The sequence below is a fragment of the Campylobacter sp. MIT 21-1684 genome, assembly GCF_026241315.1.
GTDB lineage: Bacteria > Campylobacterota > Campylobacteria > Campylobacterales > Campylobacteraceae > Campylobacter_D.
Window position 1 is genome coordinate 13,665 of record NZ_JAPHNA010000018.1, and the last position, 16,768, is coordinate 30,432.

Annotated in this window: 13 protein-coding genes, 4 tRNA genes and 1 pseudogene; 8 read left to right on the top strand and 10 right to left on the bottom strand. The window is 32.9% G+C overall.

The window, feature by feature from the left end:
- Nucleotides 1-13: 13 nt before the first annotated feature.
- Complete coding sequence (locus OQH62_RS07095; RefSeq protein WP_266015726.1) at nt 14-946, bottom strand: bile acid:sodium symporter family protein; 933 nt, start codon at nt 944-946, stop codon at nt 14-16.
- Between the two features lie 93 nt (nt 947-1,039).
- Between OQH62_RS07095 and ilvD the strand changes: the two genes are divergently transcribed.
- Both ilvD and OQH62_RS07105 read left to right on the top strand, forming a co-directional pair.
- Nucleotides 1,040-2,728 (top strand): dihydroxy-acid dehydratase, encoded by a 1,689-nt coding sequence (ilvD, locus tag OQH62_RS07100; protein ID WP_266015728.1) that lies wholly within the window; start codon nt 1,040-1,042, stop codon nt 2,726-2,728.
- Nucleotides 2,727-2,939, top strand: a pseudogene (locus OQH62_RS07105) (dihydroxy-acid dehydratase); the annotation flags it as partial. The gene ilvD and the pseudogene OQH62_RS07105, both read left to right, overlap by 2 nt.
- A 4-nt stretch (nt 2,940-2,943) precedes the next feature.
- Here the strand turns inward: OQH62_RS07105 and gyrB are convergent.
- The 3 genes from gyrB to dnaA form a co-directional block, all read right to left on the bottom strand.
- Nucleotides 2,944-5,253: a DNA topoisomerase (ATP-hydrolyzing) subunit B gene (gyrB, locus tag OQH62_RS07110; protein WP_266015730.1), complete on the bottom strand. Its 2,310-nt coding sequence runs from the start codon at nt 5,251-5,253 to the stop codon at nt 2,944-2,946.
- Between the two features lie 9 nt (nt 5,254-5,262).
- Nucleotides 5,263-6,330 carry a DNA polymerase III subunit beta gene (gene dnaN / locus OQH62_RS07115; protein WP_266015732.1) on the bottom strand — a complete coding sequence of 356 codons (1,068 nt, stop codon included), beginning with the start codon at nt 6,328-6,330 and terminating at the stop codon, nt 5,263-5,265.
- Nucleotides 6,331-6,459: 129 nt separating this feature from the next.
- Entirely contained in the window at nt 6,460-7,776 is a 1,317-nt protein-coding gene (gene dnaA, locus OQH62_RS07120) for a chromosomal replication initiator protein DnaA (protein WP_266015734.1), read from the bottom strand.
- Between the two features lie 128 nt (nt 7,777-7,904).
- Here dnaA and ruvC point away from each other — a divergent pair, with 128 nt between their 5' ends.
- The gene (gene ruvC / locus OQH62_RS07125) at nt 7,905-8,378 is read left to right on the top strand and encodes a crossover junction endodeoxyribonuclease RuvC (RefSeq protein ID WP_266015736.1); all 474 of its coding nucleotides are present in this window, start codon (nt 7,905-7,907) and stop codon (nt 8,376-8,378) included.
- A 2-nt stretch (nt 8,379-8,380) separates the two neighbouring features.
- Here the strand turns inward: ruvC and OQH62_RS07130 are convergent, their stop codons facing one another.
- Nucleotides 8,381-9,010, bottom strand: a complete 630-nt coding sequence (locus OQH62_RS07130) for a hypothetical protein (RefSeq protein WP_266015738.1) — start codon at nt 9,008-9,010, stop codon at nt 8,381-8,383.
- A gap of 388 nt (nt 9,011-9,398) precedes the next feature.
- Here OQH62_RS07130 and leuA point away from each other — a divergent pair, with 388 nt between their 5' ends.
- From leuA to leuD, 4 genes are read left to right on the top strand one after another with little or no spacing between them, the layout of a single operon-like run.
- Entirely contained in the window at nt 9,399-10,949 is a 1,551-nt protein-coding gene (gene leuA / locus OQH62_RS07135) for a 2-isopropylmalate synthase (protein WP_266015740.1), read from the top strand.
- A complete protein-coding gene (leuB, locus tag OQH62_RS07140) occupies nt 10,946-12,028 on the top strand; it encodes a 3-isopropylmalate dehydrogenase (RefSeq protein WP_266015742.1) in 1,083 nt (360 codons plus the stop codon). The genes leuA and leuB overlap by 4 nt, the downstream gene beginning before the upstream one ends.
- Nucleotides 12,021-13,427: a 3-isopropylmalate dehydratase large subunit gene (gene leuC, locus OQH62_RS07145; protein WP_266015744.1), complete on the top strand. Its 1,407-nt coding sequence runs from the start codon at nt 12,021-12,023 to the stop codon at nt 13,425-13,427. The genes leuB and leuC overlap by 8 nt, the downstream gene beginning before the upstream one ends.
- A gap of 1 nt (nt 13,428) precedes the next feature.
- Complete coding sequence (leuD, locus tag OQH62_RS07150; RefSeq protein WP_266015746.1) at nt 13,429-14,031, top strand: 3-isopropylmalate dehydratase small subunit; 603 nt, start codon at nt 13,429-13,431, stop codon at nt 14,029-14,031.
- Between the two features lie 3 nt (nt 14,032-14,034).
- On the opposite strand, the gene OQH62_RS07155 is transcribed toward leuD, so the two are convergent.
- The 3 genes from OQH62_RS07155 to OQH62_RS07165 all read right to left on the bottom strand — a co-directional run bounded on the left by OQH62_RS07155 (nt 14,035) and on the right by OQH62_RS07165 (nt 14,316).
- Nucleotides 14,035-14,110, bottom strand: a tRNA-Val gene (locus OQH62_RS07155).
- 2 nt (nt 14,111-14,112) lie between these two features.
- Nucleotides 14,113-14,188, bottom strand: a tRNA-Ala gene (locus tag OQH62_RS07160).
- Nucleotides 14,189-14,228: 40 nt separating this feature from the next.
- Nucleotides 14,229-14,316, bottom strand: a tRNA-Ser gene (locus OQH62_RS07165).
- Between the two features lie 116 nt (nt 14,317-14,432).
- Between OQH62_RS07165 and OQH62_RS07170 the strand changes: the two genes are divergently transcribed.
- Nucleotides 14,433-14,509: transfer RNA gene (locus tag OQH62_RS07170), tRNA-Met, on the top strand.
- 89 nt (nt 14,510-14,598) lie between these two features.
- On the opposite strand, the gene OQH62_RS07175 is transcribed toward OQH62_RS07170, so the two are convergent.
- Both OQH62_RS07175 and OQH62_RS07180 read right to left on the bottom strand, forming a co-directional pair.
- On the bottom strand, nt 14,599-16,248 hold the full coding sequence (locus tag OQH62_RS07175) for a cation acetate symporter (RefSeq protein WP_266015747.1): 1,650 nt from the start codon (nt 16,246-16,248) through the stop codon (nt 14,599-14,601).
- A complete protein-coding gene (locus tag OQH62_RS07180) occupies nt 16,245-16,604 on the bottom strand; it encodes a DUF485 domain-containing protein (protein ID WP_266015749.1) in 360 nt (119 codons plus the stop codon). Before OQH62_RS07180 ends, OQH62_RS07175 begins: the two co-directional genes overlap by 4 nt.
- Nucleotides 16,605-16,768: the final 164 nt, after the last annotated feature.

The window sequence follows — 16,768 nt, forward strand, 5'->3', positions numbered from 1 at the left end:
ATAAGAGCTGATTTTACTTTTTTAAAGCTAAAATATTTGCTAGTATAGAACCTGATATGTTATGCCATACACTAAATACTGCACCCGGAACCGCTGCAAGTGGCATAGAAGCAAAATGAGTTACAGCAAGAGAGCTTGCAAGGGCTGAATTTTGCATACCAACCTCTATAGACAATGTTTTTCTTTTCTCAAAAGGCATTTTAAAGAATTTCGCTACAAAATATCCCAAAATATAACCAAAAACATTATGAAGTACAACAATAATAAAAATAAAAAAACCTATTTGAAGAATTTTCTGCGAATTGACACCTACAATGCAAGCTACTATAAGCATTATACTTGAGATTGAAATGAGAGGAAGTATGCTTTGAATTTTTACACTAAATCCGTAAAAGAACTTTTTGATGATAAAACCTAAAAGTACAGGTATTATAACAATTTCAACAAGAGAAAAAATCATAGATATAACATCGATTTCTATCTCTTCTCCAACATATAATAAAGTTATAATTGGCGTAAGCAACGGGGCTAAAAAAGTGGAAAACGAAGTGATGCTTAAAGATAAAGCAAGATCCCCTTTTGCAAGATAGCTCATTACATTTGAAGCTGTCCCTCCGGGACAAGCACCGACTAAAATAATGCCCAAAGCAAGTTCTGCTGGCACATCAAATGCAAAACAAAGTAAAAAAGCTACCAAAGGCATAATACTAAATTGTGCTAATATGCCTATGATTAAATCTTTTGGACGTTGTAAAATGAGTTGAAAATCTCGTGCTTGTAGAGTAAGTCCCATACCAAACATAATAATCATTAGCAAATAATTAATAAAACTTGTTTGTATAAAACTCACAGCACAAGGAAAAAATAAAGCAAAACCTGCAACAAACACAATAAGAATCGCCATATATTTTGTAAAAAAATCATTAAGTTTTCTTAAAAAATTCATTTTTTCCTTTCACAAATTTCAAAGCTAATTTTGAGATTATATAATATTTTTTCGCTAAAATAAAAACATTGTATATTGTACAAAGGAGAATTGATGCGAAGTGATGCAATTAAAAAAGGGTATTTAAAAGCACCAAATCGTTCTTTATTAAGAGCCTGTGGGCTGCAAGATGAAGATTTTGATAAACCTTTCATAGCAGTAGCAAACAGCTATATAGATATAATTCCGGGACATTTTTATTTGAATGAATATGCAAAAATTGTTAAAGATGAAATTCGTAAAAACGGATGTGTGCCTTTTGAATTTAATACCATAGGTATCGATGATGGTATTGCTATGGGACATAGTGGTATGCTGTATTCTTTACCTAGTCGTGAAATCATAGCTAATTCAGTAGAAAGTGTTGTGAATGCTCATCAACTTGATGCATTAATTTGTATTCCAAATTGCGATAAAATTACTCCGGGTATGTTAATGGGAGCATTAAGAGTTAATATCCCAACTATCTTTGTTAGTGGTGGTCCTATGAAAGCAGGACAAAGCCAAAAAGGCGAAAAACTCACTCTAAATAGTGTCTTTGAGGCAGTAGGTGAATTTGAAGTGAAGAAGATTAGTCAAGAAGAACTTAAGGATATAGAGTGTAAAGCTTGTCCCGGAGGGGGTTCTTGTTCTGGTATGTTCACTGCAAATTCAATGAATACGCTTTGTGAGGCTATGGGTATAGCTTTAGAAGGCAATGGTACTCTCTTAGCTCAAAGTCAAGAAAGAGAACAACTCTTAAGAAAAGCAGCAAGAAGAATTTGTGAAATTGCTCTTGATGAGAGATATAAAATTCGAAATATTATCAATAAAAAAGCCATTCAAAATGCTATGGTTGTAGATATGGCTATGGGTGGGAGCTCAAATACTATACTCCATATGCTCGCTATCTCTCGTGAAGCTGGTTGTCCTTTAGATATAAAAGAACTCAATGAAATTAGTAAAAATATAGCTCATATTGCTAAAATAGCTCCTTCCTTGCCAGATGTTGCTATGGAAGATATAGGCAAAGCCGGAGGAATAAATGCTGTAATTAAAGAAATTTCTCGCAGAGATAAAGGTTTACTTTGTCTTGAAACACTTACTATTTCAGGGGAAAATTTAGGACAAAGAATACACAATGCGAAAATCCTTGATGAAACTGTTATACGTAAGGTAGAAAACGCCTATTCTAAAGTAGGCGGACTTGCCATTTTATTTGGTAATTTAGCAGAACAAGGTTGTGTTATAAAAACAGCGGGTATAGTAGGGGAACGAAAATTTAAAGGCAAAGCAGTATGTTTTAATTCCCAAGAGGAAGCGATAAAAGGCATCATCAAAGGTAAAGTACAAAAAGGTTGTGTATGTGTCATTCGTTACGAAGGCCCAAAAGGCGGTCCAGGTATGCAAGAAATGCTTAGTCCCACAAGCTTAATTATGGGAATGGGACTTGGTGCTGATGTGGCGCTTATTACTGATGGACGCTTTAGCGGTGCAACAAGGGGACTGAGTGTAGGACATATTAGTCCTGAAGCTGCTGAAGGTGGATTAATAGGTTTATTAGAAGATGGCGATGAGATAGAAATCGATGTGGATTCTTATACTATTAATGCAAAACTTGATGAAGTTGAGATTCAAAAACGTAAAACAAATTTTAAATCTCCACAGAAAGAGATCTCATCAAGATGGCTTAGAATGTATCAAAAACTTGTAAGTAATGCAAGCAATGGAGCTGTGCTCGATGTAGATTTTTTTAAACATTAGAGAACAACTCTTAAGAAAAGCAGCAAGAAGAATTTGTGAAATTGCTCTTGATGAGAGATATAAAATTCGAAATATTATCAATAAAAAAGCCATTCAAAATGCTATGGTTGTAGATATGGCTATGGGTGGGAGCTCAAATACTATACTCCATATGCTCGCTATCTCTCGTGAAGCTGGTTGTCCTTTAGATATAAAAGAACTCAATGAAATTAGAATTATATATCTAAGTGTTTCACATCTTTAGCATGAGCTTGAATATAATCACGTCTTGGTTCAACTTCATCGCCCATAAAGAGGTTAAAAGTATCATTGGCACTTTGTGCATCTTCGATGGTGATTCTTAGAAGCCTTCGAATACTTGGATCCATAGTTGTTTCCCATAATTGTTCAGGATTCATCTCACCTAAACCTTTATATCTTTGTATATAAGCTCCTTTTTTAGCATTTTTCTCTACATCTTCTAAAAGCTCTAAAATGTCTTTTTCAAATTGCAAGTCTCTTTCTTTAATTTTGGTAAAGATATAATTAGCTTCTATATAAAGGGGATGTGAAAAAAGTTCATCATTAATTAAAAGTTCTTCTAAACCATTTTCTGTTTGAACAAAGATACGAATTTCATTTTCATTAACAGCAAAATTTAAAATGTTATATTGAAGTTTTTCTAAAAATTCTTTAACAATTTCAAGAAGTTTTTCATTTGAATTCTTTACAAGTTCAGGATTTTCTATTAAATGACGAATTACAGGAATGACATTAAATCTTTTTTCAAGTTCTTTAAGAGTATCACGGTACGCAGCGACAATCTTTAAGAATTCTTTTAAATCATTTAAACCTATGCCTTCATAATTTGAACTTTCAATTCCTGTTTCAATTAAATATTCATTTAAAGCTTTTTCATCTTTTAAGTAAATTTCTTTTTTCTGTCCTTTCTTATAGCGGTAAAGAGGTGGTTGTGCTAAATAGATATGTCCTTGAGCTACTAATTCATTCATAAAACGAAAAAAGAAAGTAAGAAGTAAAGTTTGTATATGTGAGCCATCTACATCTGCATCAGTCATTATAATAATCTTATGATAACGTAATTTATCTCTATCAAATTCATCTGCTATTCCACAACCAAATGCAGTAATCATATTTTGAATTTGCTCTGATTTTAAAATCTTATCGAGTCGCGATTTTTCTACGTTTAAAATTTTTCCTCTTAGAGGTAAAATAGCTTGAAAAGCTCTCTCTCTGCCTTGTTTTGCAGAACCTCCTGCACTGTCTCCTTCAACAAGATAAATTTCACTTTCGCTTGGATCTTTGCTTTGACAGTCTGCCAATTTTCCCGGTAAGGTACCAACGCTCAAATTTTCTTTTTTCCTTGTAAGTTCTCTTGCTTTTTTTGCAGCTTCTCTTCCTCGTGCCGCCATTAAAGCTTTATTCATAATAATTTTCGCTTCGATAGGATTTTCTTCAAAGTATTTACTTAAGTATTCAAAACTTGCTTTCGAAACAATAGGGCGAACATAAGAAGAACCAAGTTTGCCTTTAGTTTGTCCCTCAAATTGTGGTTCTGGTACCTTTACACTTACTACAGCTATAAGTCCTTCTCTTATATCATCTCCTGTAATTTTGCTGTCTTTTTCTCTACTACTTGCATTTGCTTCTACATAATTTGTAATAACACGAGTTAAACCCATTCTAAAACCTGTTTCGTGTGTACCACCGTCTGGAGTTTTAATATTATTAACAAAAGAGAGGAGATTTTCATTATAAGTGTCATTGTAAAGTAAAGCTATTTCAACATTTATGTCTTCTTCATTGACATTAAAAAAAATGGTTTTAGTGAGAGCTTGTTTTTTATTCATATCTGTAACAAATTGTGAAATTCCACCTTTAAAATGAAAACTTTCACTTCTTCCTACACGATTGTCTTTAAAATTTATTGTGATTTTTGGATTTAAGTAAGCAAGCTCCTTGAATCTTTTTGCTAAAATTTCGTAGTTAAATTCTGTAACTTCGAAAATAGTTTCATCTGGAAAAAATTCTATTGTTGTCCCGCTTTTTTTACTCTCTCCTATGACTTCAAATTCACTTTTAATAGTACCTTGAGCAAATTCTTGGCGGTAGGTTTTACCATCCCTTTCAACTACTGCTATAAGTTTTTTTGAAAGCGCATTTACAACACTTACACCAACGCCGTGTAAGCCGCCTGAGACTTTATATGTATCTTTGTCAAATTTTCCACCTGCGTGGAGTACAGTTAAAACCACAGTTAAAGTTGGCATATTTTCAGTTGGATGCATACCTACAGGAATTCCACGTCCATTATCTTTTACTATGCAGCTTCCTTCAGTTGTAAGTTCTATGTCAATAGTATCACAGTATCCAGCCATAGCTTCATCTATGGAGTTATCAACAACTTCGTAAATCATATGATGAAGTCCGTTTATGTTTGTATCACCTATATACATACCCGGACGTTTTCTAACTGCTTCTAAGCCTTTTAAGACTTTAATATTTGCTTCACCGTAATTTTGCATTTTTTTCCTTTATAAAATCACAGGCATAATAATTACTTCAAGTGTACCTGCATTAACCGTGAAAGGTAAGCCCGGTTCATTGATATTTAAGCTAAAGTATTCTTCTTCAATGGAATGAAGGAAATCAAGTAAGTATTTTATTTTGATATTTATTGAAAAATTTTCTTCAATGGGAGTTTCGACTTCAAGTTCCGTTTTGGCTTCCATATTATCAAGACTTATTCCTTCAAAAGTGATTTTGTCTTTTGTTAAATGTAACTTCATTTTTTCACAAATTACAGATATTTTTTTAAGACTATCAATAAAATCTTCTGTTTTGAATTTCAAGTTTTGTTTGAATTGTTTTGGAATTATTTTTTCATAGTCTGGGAATTTGTCGTTAATTAATTTTGTGAAGAATTCGAAGTTTTCATTTTTTGCAATTAGAATATTTTTATCATAGTAAATTTCTATTTTTTCGTAAGAGAGCTTTTGCATTTCTATAATGGCTTTTTTTGGGATAGATATATGAAATTCTTTTTCATTTGTTTTTTCTAAAGTATAAATACTTAAGCGGTGAGAGTCTGTTCCTACGAAATCGATTTTATTGTTTTTGATGTCTAAGAAAGCTCCATTCATAGAGTACTTTGGATTATTTGTATCTATACTAGGTAGAATTTTCTTAAGGCTTCTGCTTAAATCATTTGAGTCTATGTCAAATTTATCTTTGTTTTCTGTGTTAGGAAAATCAGGAAAATCTTCATAATCAAACATAGGAAATTTATATTTTGTGCTTTTTTGACGTATAAAGAGAGAATTATCAATAGTTTCTAGTGTTATTTCTTCATTGTTGAGGTTTTTTATGACATCAACAATGTTTTTTGCATTGACAGTTGCAAAACCATTTGATTCAACTCGAATCTTTTTTATTTTATAATTTATGCCTATTTCATAATCACTTGCTTTTATAATGAGTTTATCTTCATCTGCTTGAAAAAACAAATGTGAAGTGATAGCACTTGAATCTTTCTTTTCTACATAAGCGTTGCATAAAAGTACTATTGATTCAAGAATATTTTTATTTATGCTTACTTTCATTTTTTCTCCTTGTTTAAATAAATTTTTGTCTTAGTAATAAGGATGTTGAAAATGTGAAAAATTTGTTTTAGTAGTGTATTGTAGCACAATTTTTTAAGTAAAACTTTCATATTTATTCACATTTTTTCACTAACTTTGACTTTTTGCTAGAATTCTATTTTTTAATTCTTCGATTCTATTTTTTAATTCTTGATTATCTGCAATCAGCTCATTAATTTTTTTTATATTATGTGAAATGGCGGTATGATCCTTCATTTCAAAAAACATTGCAAGTTGAGGCATAGAAAGAGTTGTAAGTTCTCTTGCTAAAAAAATAATAATTCGTCTTGTAGTAACAATATTTTGTGTTCTTTTATTCGATTTTATATCGTTGGCTTTGATATTATATTCTTTGCAAACCATACTCAAAATGTCATCTAAGCTAATGTTTTCTCTTTTTTCTTTAATATGATCTTTCATCATTACTTTAGCTATATCAAGGGTAATTTCTTGATTGATGAGTCTTGAGTAAGCATTTAAATTCATAATCATTCCTTCAATCTCGCGGATGTTATCTCCCATAGAAGTAGCGATATAGTTAATCACCTCAGAATTTAAATGAATTTCATTAAATTCACATTTCTTTCTTATGATAGCAATTTTTGTATCAAGCTGTGGCGGGGTAATGTCTGCAATTATTCCATTTGCGAAACGACTTTTAAGTCTCTCTGTAATACCTTTGAGCATATTGGGAGGATTATCGCTTGTCATTATGATTTGTCCAAGTTTGTTGCGAATTTCATTGAAGATAAAAAAGAATTCTTCTTGAATTTTATCTGTTTTACCTAAAAATTGTACATCATCTACGAGCAAAACATCGCAACCGCGATACTTTTCTTGAAATTTATATAAAGAACCATTTCGTAAATTCGAAGTGAAATCATTTATAAAATTTTCACTTGTTGCATAGATAACTTTTTTTCCCATTTCTAAGCAAATATTTCCAACAGCTTGAAGTAAATGAGTTTTTCCAAGCCCTGTAGGTCCGTAGATAAAAATTGGATTATACAATTTTCCAAGTTTATTTTTTTCGCTTGCTGCTTTGCAAGTAGCATAAGCATAATGATTTGAATCTCCAATAACAAAACTTTCAAAAGTAAAAGAAGGATTTAAAATTGTGCTTTGCATTTTGATATGAGTAACATCAATGAAAGATTTTTTTGAAGAATTTTTATGAGATTGAATGCTTATTTTAGCTTTATTTCCGCTGTGTACCTCGTAAAAGTAAGCAATTTTTTCACCGTATTTAGTTTGAATGAATTTCGCTAAAAACTCATTTGGTGCTGTAAATACTAAAAAATCAGCTTTGCTTTGTTTTTCGTTAAATTTTAAATTAGCAATGTAGTTTTCAAATTCACTTTGAGAAAGCTCATTTTTAAAACTATCGAGTATTTCACTTGCGTCCATTAAACCCCATTAATTTTTTAGTTAAACCTAGAATTTTATCTTAAATTTCATAAAAAAAGGTTAAAATGAAAACTTTTACAACATAGAATATGAAAGAATTTCAATTTGTAAAGTATTAAAGGGAGAATTTGAAAATTTTAGGTATTGACCCTGGTAGTCGTTTTTGTGGGTATGCAATCATTGAAACTCAAAAAGGTACAAATTGCCTCCTTGAAGCAGGGTTAATAAAAATTAAACCTTCCGCTTTGCAATACCAAATTACAGAACTTTGTGAAGGTTTGGATTTGATATTTAAACAGCATCATTTTGATGAGGTTGCTGTGGAAGATATATTTTTTGCTTATAATCCTAAAACCGTTTTAAAACTTGCTCAATTTAGAGGAGCTTTAAGTCTCAAAATTTTGCAAATTCACGGAGAATTTAGCGAATACACTCCTTTACAAATAAAAAAAACCGTTACAGGTAAAGCTAAGGCGAGCAAGGAACAAGTGGCATTTATGGTAAAACGGCTCTTAAGGATAACAAAAGAAATAAAGCCTTTAGATATTACAGATGCGATAGCTGTAGCTTTAACGCATAGCGCAAATTTAAGAATAAAATAGACTCAACCCCCGCCTATAAAATATTTTTCCACATCATCAAGTAATTTTTCACACGTTTGAGACTCTGTATTTTTTTCAACTATAAGATTAATATAAGTTTTTGTATCTCTAAAACTTCCTGCAGATTTTGAATTTTCGCGACTGAGTTTTTGGTTTTCTTTGGTATATTTAATATTAATGTTAAATTTAAGAGCAGCTGAAGCTTCACCCAAATTTGTTTCAACTAAGACATTCATATTTGAAGATTTTGAGAGCGTAGCTTGAGTTTTTTGGATAATTTCTTTAAATCTTTGGCAGTGTCTTATAAGAGTAGAAATGAATTTATTATCAAGTCCTTCATAAGCAACTTTGAGTTTGTTTTTAATGTCCTTTGTACTTTCTTTTTCAGGGGCAACAAAAACCATATAAAATCCAGTTTTTATATCGACTTTGTCATTTTTTACATCTCTCCCGCTTGACATTACTTTTACATAAACGGCATTATCAAGATACACACGGTCTATCATAGGTCCATAAATTTCATATTCTTTTTTACGTACTATAACCTCACGTGCTAAAACATTAAGTTTCACATTTGCTTCGTGAATGACAGGTTCCATTTCTTTTTTGATTTCCAAAAGTTCTTTCAGCATTAAAATCCTTATTGGCATTAAACACTTAGTTTTTAATTATAACAAGCTTTTTCTTAAATTTGCTTTGATTGTTTTGTTTAGATAATATGCACCATTGCTTTTTTGTTACAAAGGAGTTTAAAATTGTGCATTTTTTGAAAATTTTTTTTACAATTTGCTAAAATTGTGTTAAACTCAAATTTTAGCTCAATAAAGGAGAAATTAATGAGAAAGGTTTTTATATCTGATTTGATAATTATAAAACAAGCTTATACATTGAAAAATGTAGCTTATAACAATATCTACAATAAACAACTGCTGCAACTCTTCTAAAAATTTATTTTTTATTTTCATTACAATTTTTAATATTTTTAAATTTGTATAATGTATTTGTTTTTAAAGGATTTTTATGAGTGAAAAAAAAATTATAATCTTTGATACAACTTTACGGGACGGTGAACAAGCTTTGCAAAGCTCTTTAAGTCTTAATCAAAAATTACAAATTGCCTTAGCTTTGGAAGATTTGGGCGTAGATGTTATTGAAGCCGGTTTTCCCGTCTCTTCACCGGGTGATTTTGATTCTGTTCAAAGCATAGCAAAAAATGTAAAAAATTCCATAGTATGCGGATTGTCTCGAGCAGTAGATAGAGATATTGATGCGTGTTATGAAGCTTTAAAGGTTGCACAGAGATTTCGTATTCATACTTTTATTGCTACCTCAACTTTACATATTAAGGACAAGCTTAAGAAAGATTTTAGCGAGGTTTTAGCTATGGCTGAAAAAGCGATTAAACGAGCAAGAACATATACTGATGATGTTGAATTTTCCTGTGAAGATGCTGGCAGAACACCAATTGATAATTTATGTATGATAGTTGAGAAAGCTATCCAAGCAGGAGCGAATACAATTAATATCCCAGATACTGTTGGCTATACTCTGCCTTATGAATTTGGTGAGATTATAAAAACGCTCTATAACAAAGTTCCAAATATAGACAAAGCTGTTATTTCTGTGCATTGCCATAATGACTTAGGAATGGCTACGGCTAATAGTCTTTCGGCAATTATGCAAGGAGCAAGACAAATTGAGTGTGCTATGAATGGACTTGGAGAAAGAGCTGGAAACTGTGCTTTAGAAGAAGTTGTAATGGCTATCAAGACAAGAGCTGATTATTTGCAAGGTTTTTATACAGATATTATTCATCACAATATCGCTAAAACTTCCAAACTTGTTGCATCTCTTTGCAATGAAGCTGTGCCCGCACATAAAGCCATAGTAGGAAGTAATGCCTTTTCTCATAGTTCAGGCATTCATCAAGATGGAGTGCTTAAAAATAGAGAGACTTATGAGATTATGACTCCTGAAAGCATAGGACTAAATGAAAATAGAATGCTAATGACAGCACGAAGTGGCAGGCATATGATAAAAACTTGTCTTGACACTTTAGGATATAATGAAAATACTTATAATTTAGACGATGTATATGCACGGTTCTTAAAACTTGCGGATAAAAAAGGGCAAATATATGAGTATGATTTAGAAGCATTGATGTTTTTAAGCTGGGATTTACAGGAACACAATCATTTTGAACTTGAGAACTTAAATGTTATTAGTGGCGGTAGAGGCATTATTCCCACCGCCTCTGTACAATTGCGTATAAACACGCAGTTGCAAACAGAATCAAGTACAGGGAATGGACCTGTGGAAGCTGTGTTTAATTGTATTACAAGATTGACTCAAATAGAATGCAAGTTAATTCATTATGCTATTAGTGCTAAGGGTTCTGGAGTAGATGCACAAGGGCAAGTTGATGTTGATGTGGAATTTAGGGGAAGAAAATTCCACGGCAGAGGACTTTCAACCGATGTTATAGAATCTTCAGCACAAGCCTTTGTAAGCGTTTTTAATGCTTTGCATAAGGCGTTAATGATAGAAGATGCAAAAAGGAATGAAAAGTGAATTCATATAAAATAGCCGTTTTAGCAGGAGATGGTATAGGTCCTTCAGTAATGAAAGAAGCTTTGAAAGTTCTTGAATTTGTTTCAAAAAAGTATCAATTTGAACTTGCCTTTCACTATGCTCTTGTTGGTGGTGCAAGTATTGATAAATACGGAGTGGCTTTAAGTGAAGAAACTGTAAGGCTTTGTGAGGATTCTGATGCGATTTTATTTGGCTCTGTCGGTGGTCCAAAATGGGATAATTTGCCGGTAGAGCAAAGACCCGAGAGGGCTTCTTTGCTTCCTTTGCGCTCACATTTTAATCTTTTTGCGAATTTTCGTCCGGCAAAAATTTATCAAGGTTTAGAACATTTATCGCCTTTAAAAAATGAAATTGTACAAAAAGGAGTTGATATTTTATGTATAAGGGAGCTTACCGGTGGTATTTATTTTGGTGAGCCACGAGGTATTAAAGATGAAGGAAATACAGCATTTGATACAGAAATTTATTCTCGCCAAGAAATTGTAAGAATTGCTCATATAGCTTTTAAAAGCGCAAGATTGAGGGCTAAAAAAGTAGTTTCTATTGACAAAGCAAATGTTTTGCAAAGTTCAGTTTTATGGCGTAAAGTAGTAGATGAGGTGGCAAAAGAATATGAAGATGTGAAAATAGAACATATGTATATTGATAATGCTACTATGCAGCTTCTTAAGAATCCAAGTGTCTTTGATGTTGTGTTGTGTAATAACATTTTTGGCGATATTTTATCAGATGAAATGGCTATGATCACAGGTTCTATGGGTATGCTTCCTTCGGCGAGTTTGAATGAGAAAAGATTTGGACTTTATGAACCAGCGGGAGGTTCGGCTCCTGATATAGCTCATTTGAATATAGCAAATCCTATCGCACAAATTCTAAGCGCGGCTTTAATGTTGAGGTATTCTTTGGAACAAAGCGCAGCAGCAGATGCAATAGAAAATGCAGTAAGCAAGGCTTTATCGCAGGGAAATTATACAAAGGACTTAAATGCACAACAGTATTTATTTACAGATGAAATGGGAACTTGTATAAAAAGTTTAATGGAGGAAAAAGATGGGTAAAACTTTATATGAAAAGGTATATGAAAGCCATATAGTTTTTGAGACTGAAAATGAACTCCCTCTTTTGTATATAGACAGACATTTAATACACGAAGTTACAAGCCCTCAAGCTTTTTCTGGTTTAAAACTTTCTGGGAGAAAGATGGCACGGGCTGATTTAACTTTAGCCACAATAGATCATGATGTTTCTACAAAAAGTAGTGATTTAGAGGCGTGTTCTACACTTGCCAAAGAGCAAATTACAACATTAATGCACAATACACAAGAATTTGGAGTCAAACTTTTTGGACTTGGCGATGAAAATCAAGGCATAGTTCATATTATAGGTCCTCAACTCGGTTTTACCTTACCCGGTACAACTTTAGTGTGTGGGGATTCTCACACAGCTACACACGGAGCTTTTGGAGCTTTAGCTTTTGGAGTAGGCACTTCAGAGGTTGAGCATGTTTTTGCCACTCAAACTCTCAAACAAGCAAGACTTAAAACGATGAAGATAGATTGTAAGGGTACGCTTGCTAAAGGTGTGTATGCTAAGGATTTGATTTTATATATTATAGGCAAGCTTGGTACGGCCGGAGGTACTGGATATTGTGTGGAATTTTGTGGAGAGGCTGTAAGAGCTTTAAGTATGGAGGGAAGAATGACTCTTTCGAATATGGCAATAGAAATGGGTGCTAAGGTTGGGATGATAGCACCTGATGAAAAAACTTTTGCATATATCAAAGGAAAAGAATTTGCGCCAAAGAGTGAAGAATTCGAAAAATACTGTCAGTATTGGAAAACTTTGCAAAGTGATAATGATGCACATTTTGATAAGAGTATAGAAATTAATGCAGATGAAATTGAACCTCAAGTTACTTACGGGACAAATCCAGGTCAAGTTATTTGTGTGAATTCGAAAATTCCAAAAGAGAGCGATTTTGATTCTGAAGTTGAAAAGAAGACTTTAAAAGACGCTTTAGCTTATACGAAACTTACTCAAAATCAAAATATTGATGGGGTTAGTATCGATATAGTTTTTATAGGTTCTTGTACTAATGGTCGTATAGAGGATTTTAGAGCTGCTGCAAAAGTATTGCAAGGCAAGAGAATTAATCCAAAAGTGAAAGCTTTAGCTGTTCCGGGTTCAATGTTTGTAAGAAAACAAGCTCAAAAAGAAGGTTTGGATAGAATTTTTATCGAAGCAGGTTTTGAATGGAGATTGCCGGGCTGTTCAATGTGTCTTGCTATGAATGATGATAAAGCTGAAGTTGGACAAAGGGTTGCTTCTACCTCAAACCGCAATTTTATTGGCAGACAGGGTAAAGGTTCTATAACGCATTTAATGTCTCCAGCAAGTGCAGCAGCAGCAGCAATAGAAGGTAAAATTTGCGATGTTCGTAAATATTTAGGAGAATGATATGGAAAAATTTAGCATACATACAGGCATAGCTTGTCCTTTAGACTTTGCAAATATAGATACTGACCAAATTATACCAAAGCAGTTCTTGCTTTCTGTGTCAAAAAAAGGTTTTGGGAAACATTTGTTTCACGATTTGCGTTATTTAGATGATGAAGAGAATGTTCCAAATTTAGATTTTAATCTTAACAAGACAGAATATAAAAACGCTTCTATACTTTTGACAAGAGATAATTTTGGCAATGGTTCATCAAGAGAACACGCTCCTTGGGCTTTGATGGATTATGGTATTAGAGCTGTTATAGCCCCTTCTTTTGCAGACATTTTTAAAAATAATGCTTTAGGCAATGGTTTATTGACTATTGTTCTTGCAAATGATGAGGTGCAGTGGCTTATGGATGAGCTTGAAAGAAGTGAAAATAAACAGATGACAATTTCTCTTATCGATAAAAAACTTTCTTTTTCTGGGAAAGAATTGTACTTTGATTTGGATGATTTTCATAGAAATTGTTTGTTAGAGGGGCTTGATAATATAGGTTTAACTTTAAAACATCAAGAATATATTAAGGCTTATGAAGAAAAAGCAAAAAGCTTTTTGGTATAAGAATGGTGGCTCCGATTGGACTTGAACCAACGACCACTACCATGTCAAGGTAGTGCTCTACCAACTGAGCTACGGAACCTTTGGTGGAGCATAGCGGGCTCGAACCGCTGACCCCAACGCTGCCAGCGTTGTGCTCTCCCAGCTGAGCTAATGCCCCTTGTAAAGAATTATGCCCTAGTTTTGCTTAAAATTTATTATGGCAGAGAGGAAGGGATTTGAACCCTCGAAAGCTTACACTTTACACGTGTTCCAGACGTGCTCCTTCGACCGCTCGGACACCTCTCTATTTTTAAGTAATTATAACAAAGTAAAGCTTTAAGATATATTTGAAAAAACAAGCTTTGTTTTTGAATTTAAAAAAGTTTTTAGTAAGTAAAAGGTATAATCTAAATTTTCATTAAGTCAGGGTAGCTCAGCTGGTTAGAGCGCTGGTCTCATAAGCCGGAGGTCGGGAGTTCAAGTCTCCCCCTTGACACCAAACTAATTTTCAATATTCGCTCAATAAACAAATAAAGTTTTAAAAAAATGTCAAGGCAAGAAACACTCTCAAGGGAGTGTTGGAAAATTTTAATGCTCTAAAGCAGTGCTGATTCCTATCCCGCTTTGTGCTCTAAAATCTTGAGTGTTAAAGCCTTTTTTATCTATTTGGGAACGTTTTGAAGTGTCAAGTTTTGAGATGAGATAAATTAAAATAAAAGTTAGAGGCATAGAAAATAAAGCAGGATGGTCGTATGGGAAAATGGCTTCGCTAAAACCGAAACTTTTTATCCATATGCTAGGACTTAAAATCACCAAAGTTACAACAGTAATAAGACCTATAAGTCCTCCCCAAAAAGCCCCTTTTGTTGTGAGATTTTTCCAATATAAACAGAGTAAGAGTATAGGAAAATTAACACTTGCAGCGATTGCAAAGGCAAGTCCAACAGTAAAAGCGACATTCTGTTTTTCAAAAATTATACCTAGAAAAATAGCAGCTATGCCTATACAAATTGTGGCAATTTTTGTTATTTTTAATTCATCTTTAGATTCGCACTTGCCGTCTTTGATGACATTGACAAATAAATCGTGGCTAATAGCACTTGCTCCTGATATTGTAAGACCAGAAACCACAGCAAGTATGGTTGCAAAGGCAACAGCTGAAATAAAACCTAAGAAAACGCTTCCGCCTAAAACATCAGCTAAAACGACAGCTACCATATTTGAAGCACCATTAAAAGTCCCATCTGCATTTGTATAATTTGGATTTCCAAGCAACAAGGCTATGGCTCCAAATCCTATAATAAAAGTAAGAATATAAAAATATCCTATAAAGGTTGTAGCCCAAAAGGCTGACTTTCTTGCTTCTTTTGCGTTTTTTACTGTAAAAAATCTCATAAGAATATGAGGCAAACCGGCTGTTCCAAACATCAAAGCAAGTCCTAGTGAAATTGCTGAAATGGTATTAGGTAAAAATGTACCGGGTCCCATTATTTTTTCACCACTTGGATGGTTTTGAATAGCTTGAGAAAAATACAAAGCAAAATCGAATTTTGTTAAGTAAAGCACCATAAAAGCCATAAAACTTGCTCCACTCAAAAGCAAAATGGCTTTTATGATTTGTACCCAAGTCGTTGCGTGCATACCTCCAAAGGTTACATAACATACCATTAAAATTCCTACTAAAATTACTGCCCAAGAGTATGGCAAACCAAAAAGCAGCTGTATCAGCTGTCCAGCACCGACCATTTGAGCGATCAAATAAAAAACGATAACGCTTAGAGCTGAAATTGCAGATAAAATGCGTATAGGCTTTGAATCTAATCTATATGCAGTAATGTCTGCAAATGTGAATTTTCCTAAATTTCTTAGTTTTTCTGCGATTAAGAATAAAACTATAGGCCAGCCAACTAAAAAACCTATAGAATAAACAAGTCCATCAAAGCCATTGAGAAAACATAGGGCAATGATTCCTAAAAAGCTTGCCGCACTCATATAATCACCAGCAATAGCCACTCCATTTTGAAGTCCTGTTATATTTCCTCCGGCAGTGTAAAAACCTGCTCTAGATTTGCTTTTTTTACTTGAATAATAAGTGATTAAGAGTGTTGCAATGACAAAAGTTATAAACATAGCTACGGCAGTGTAATTAATTGGTGCTTGCTCTATTTGTGTGCCTAAATCAAGTCCAGCCGCAAAAACAAAATGTATGAAGGAAAAGAAAAATACTAAAAATTTCATTTGAGATCCTTATAGTCGATTTGACCGTTTTTAAGCTCTTCCAAGATATTTGTATTTTCTAAATTTGCAAGGCTTTCTTCTTGTTCTTTATCAAAAGAATAATTTGCTATAAAAGTATAGATTCCTGTTGCAATAATGCTTAAAACGATTAAAAATATTCCCCACATAATCCCAAATGTTATAGAGCTTGGTCCAAGCCTGTATGCAAGAATTTCAGGGAACAATCCTATACCTAATACAAAAAGATAATAAAAAACAAGTATAATTGCAGATAAGAATAAAGAAATTTTGTTTCTAAATGAAACAAAATCTTTAAATCTTAATACAGCGTTTTTTTGTTTGTCGCTTAAATTCATAGAAGAGCTCCTTAAAGATGATATTTTGTAGAATAATATAACAAAAATTTTTAGAATTTCTTTTTTATTCTTGCAAAATCTCATTTAAATTAAGTTTTATATGTATATAAAAGTAACAATAAGAATGTAATGTTTCTTAAAATATACATTTAGAGGAGTATTTT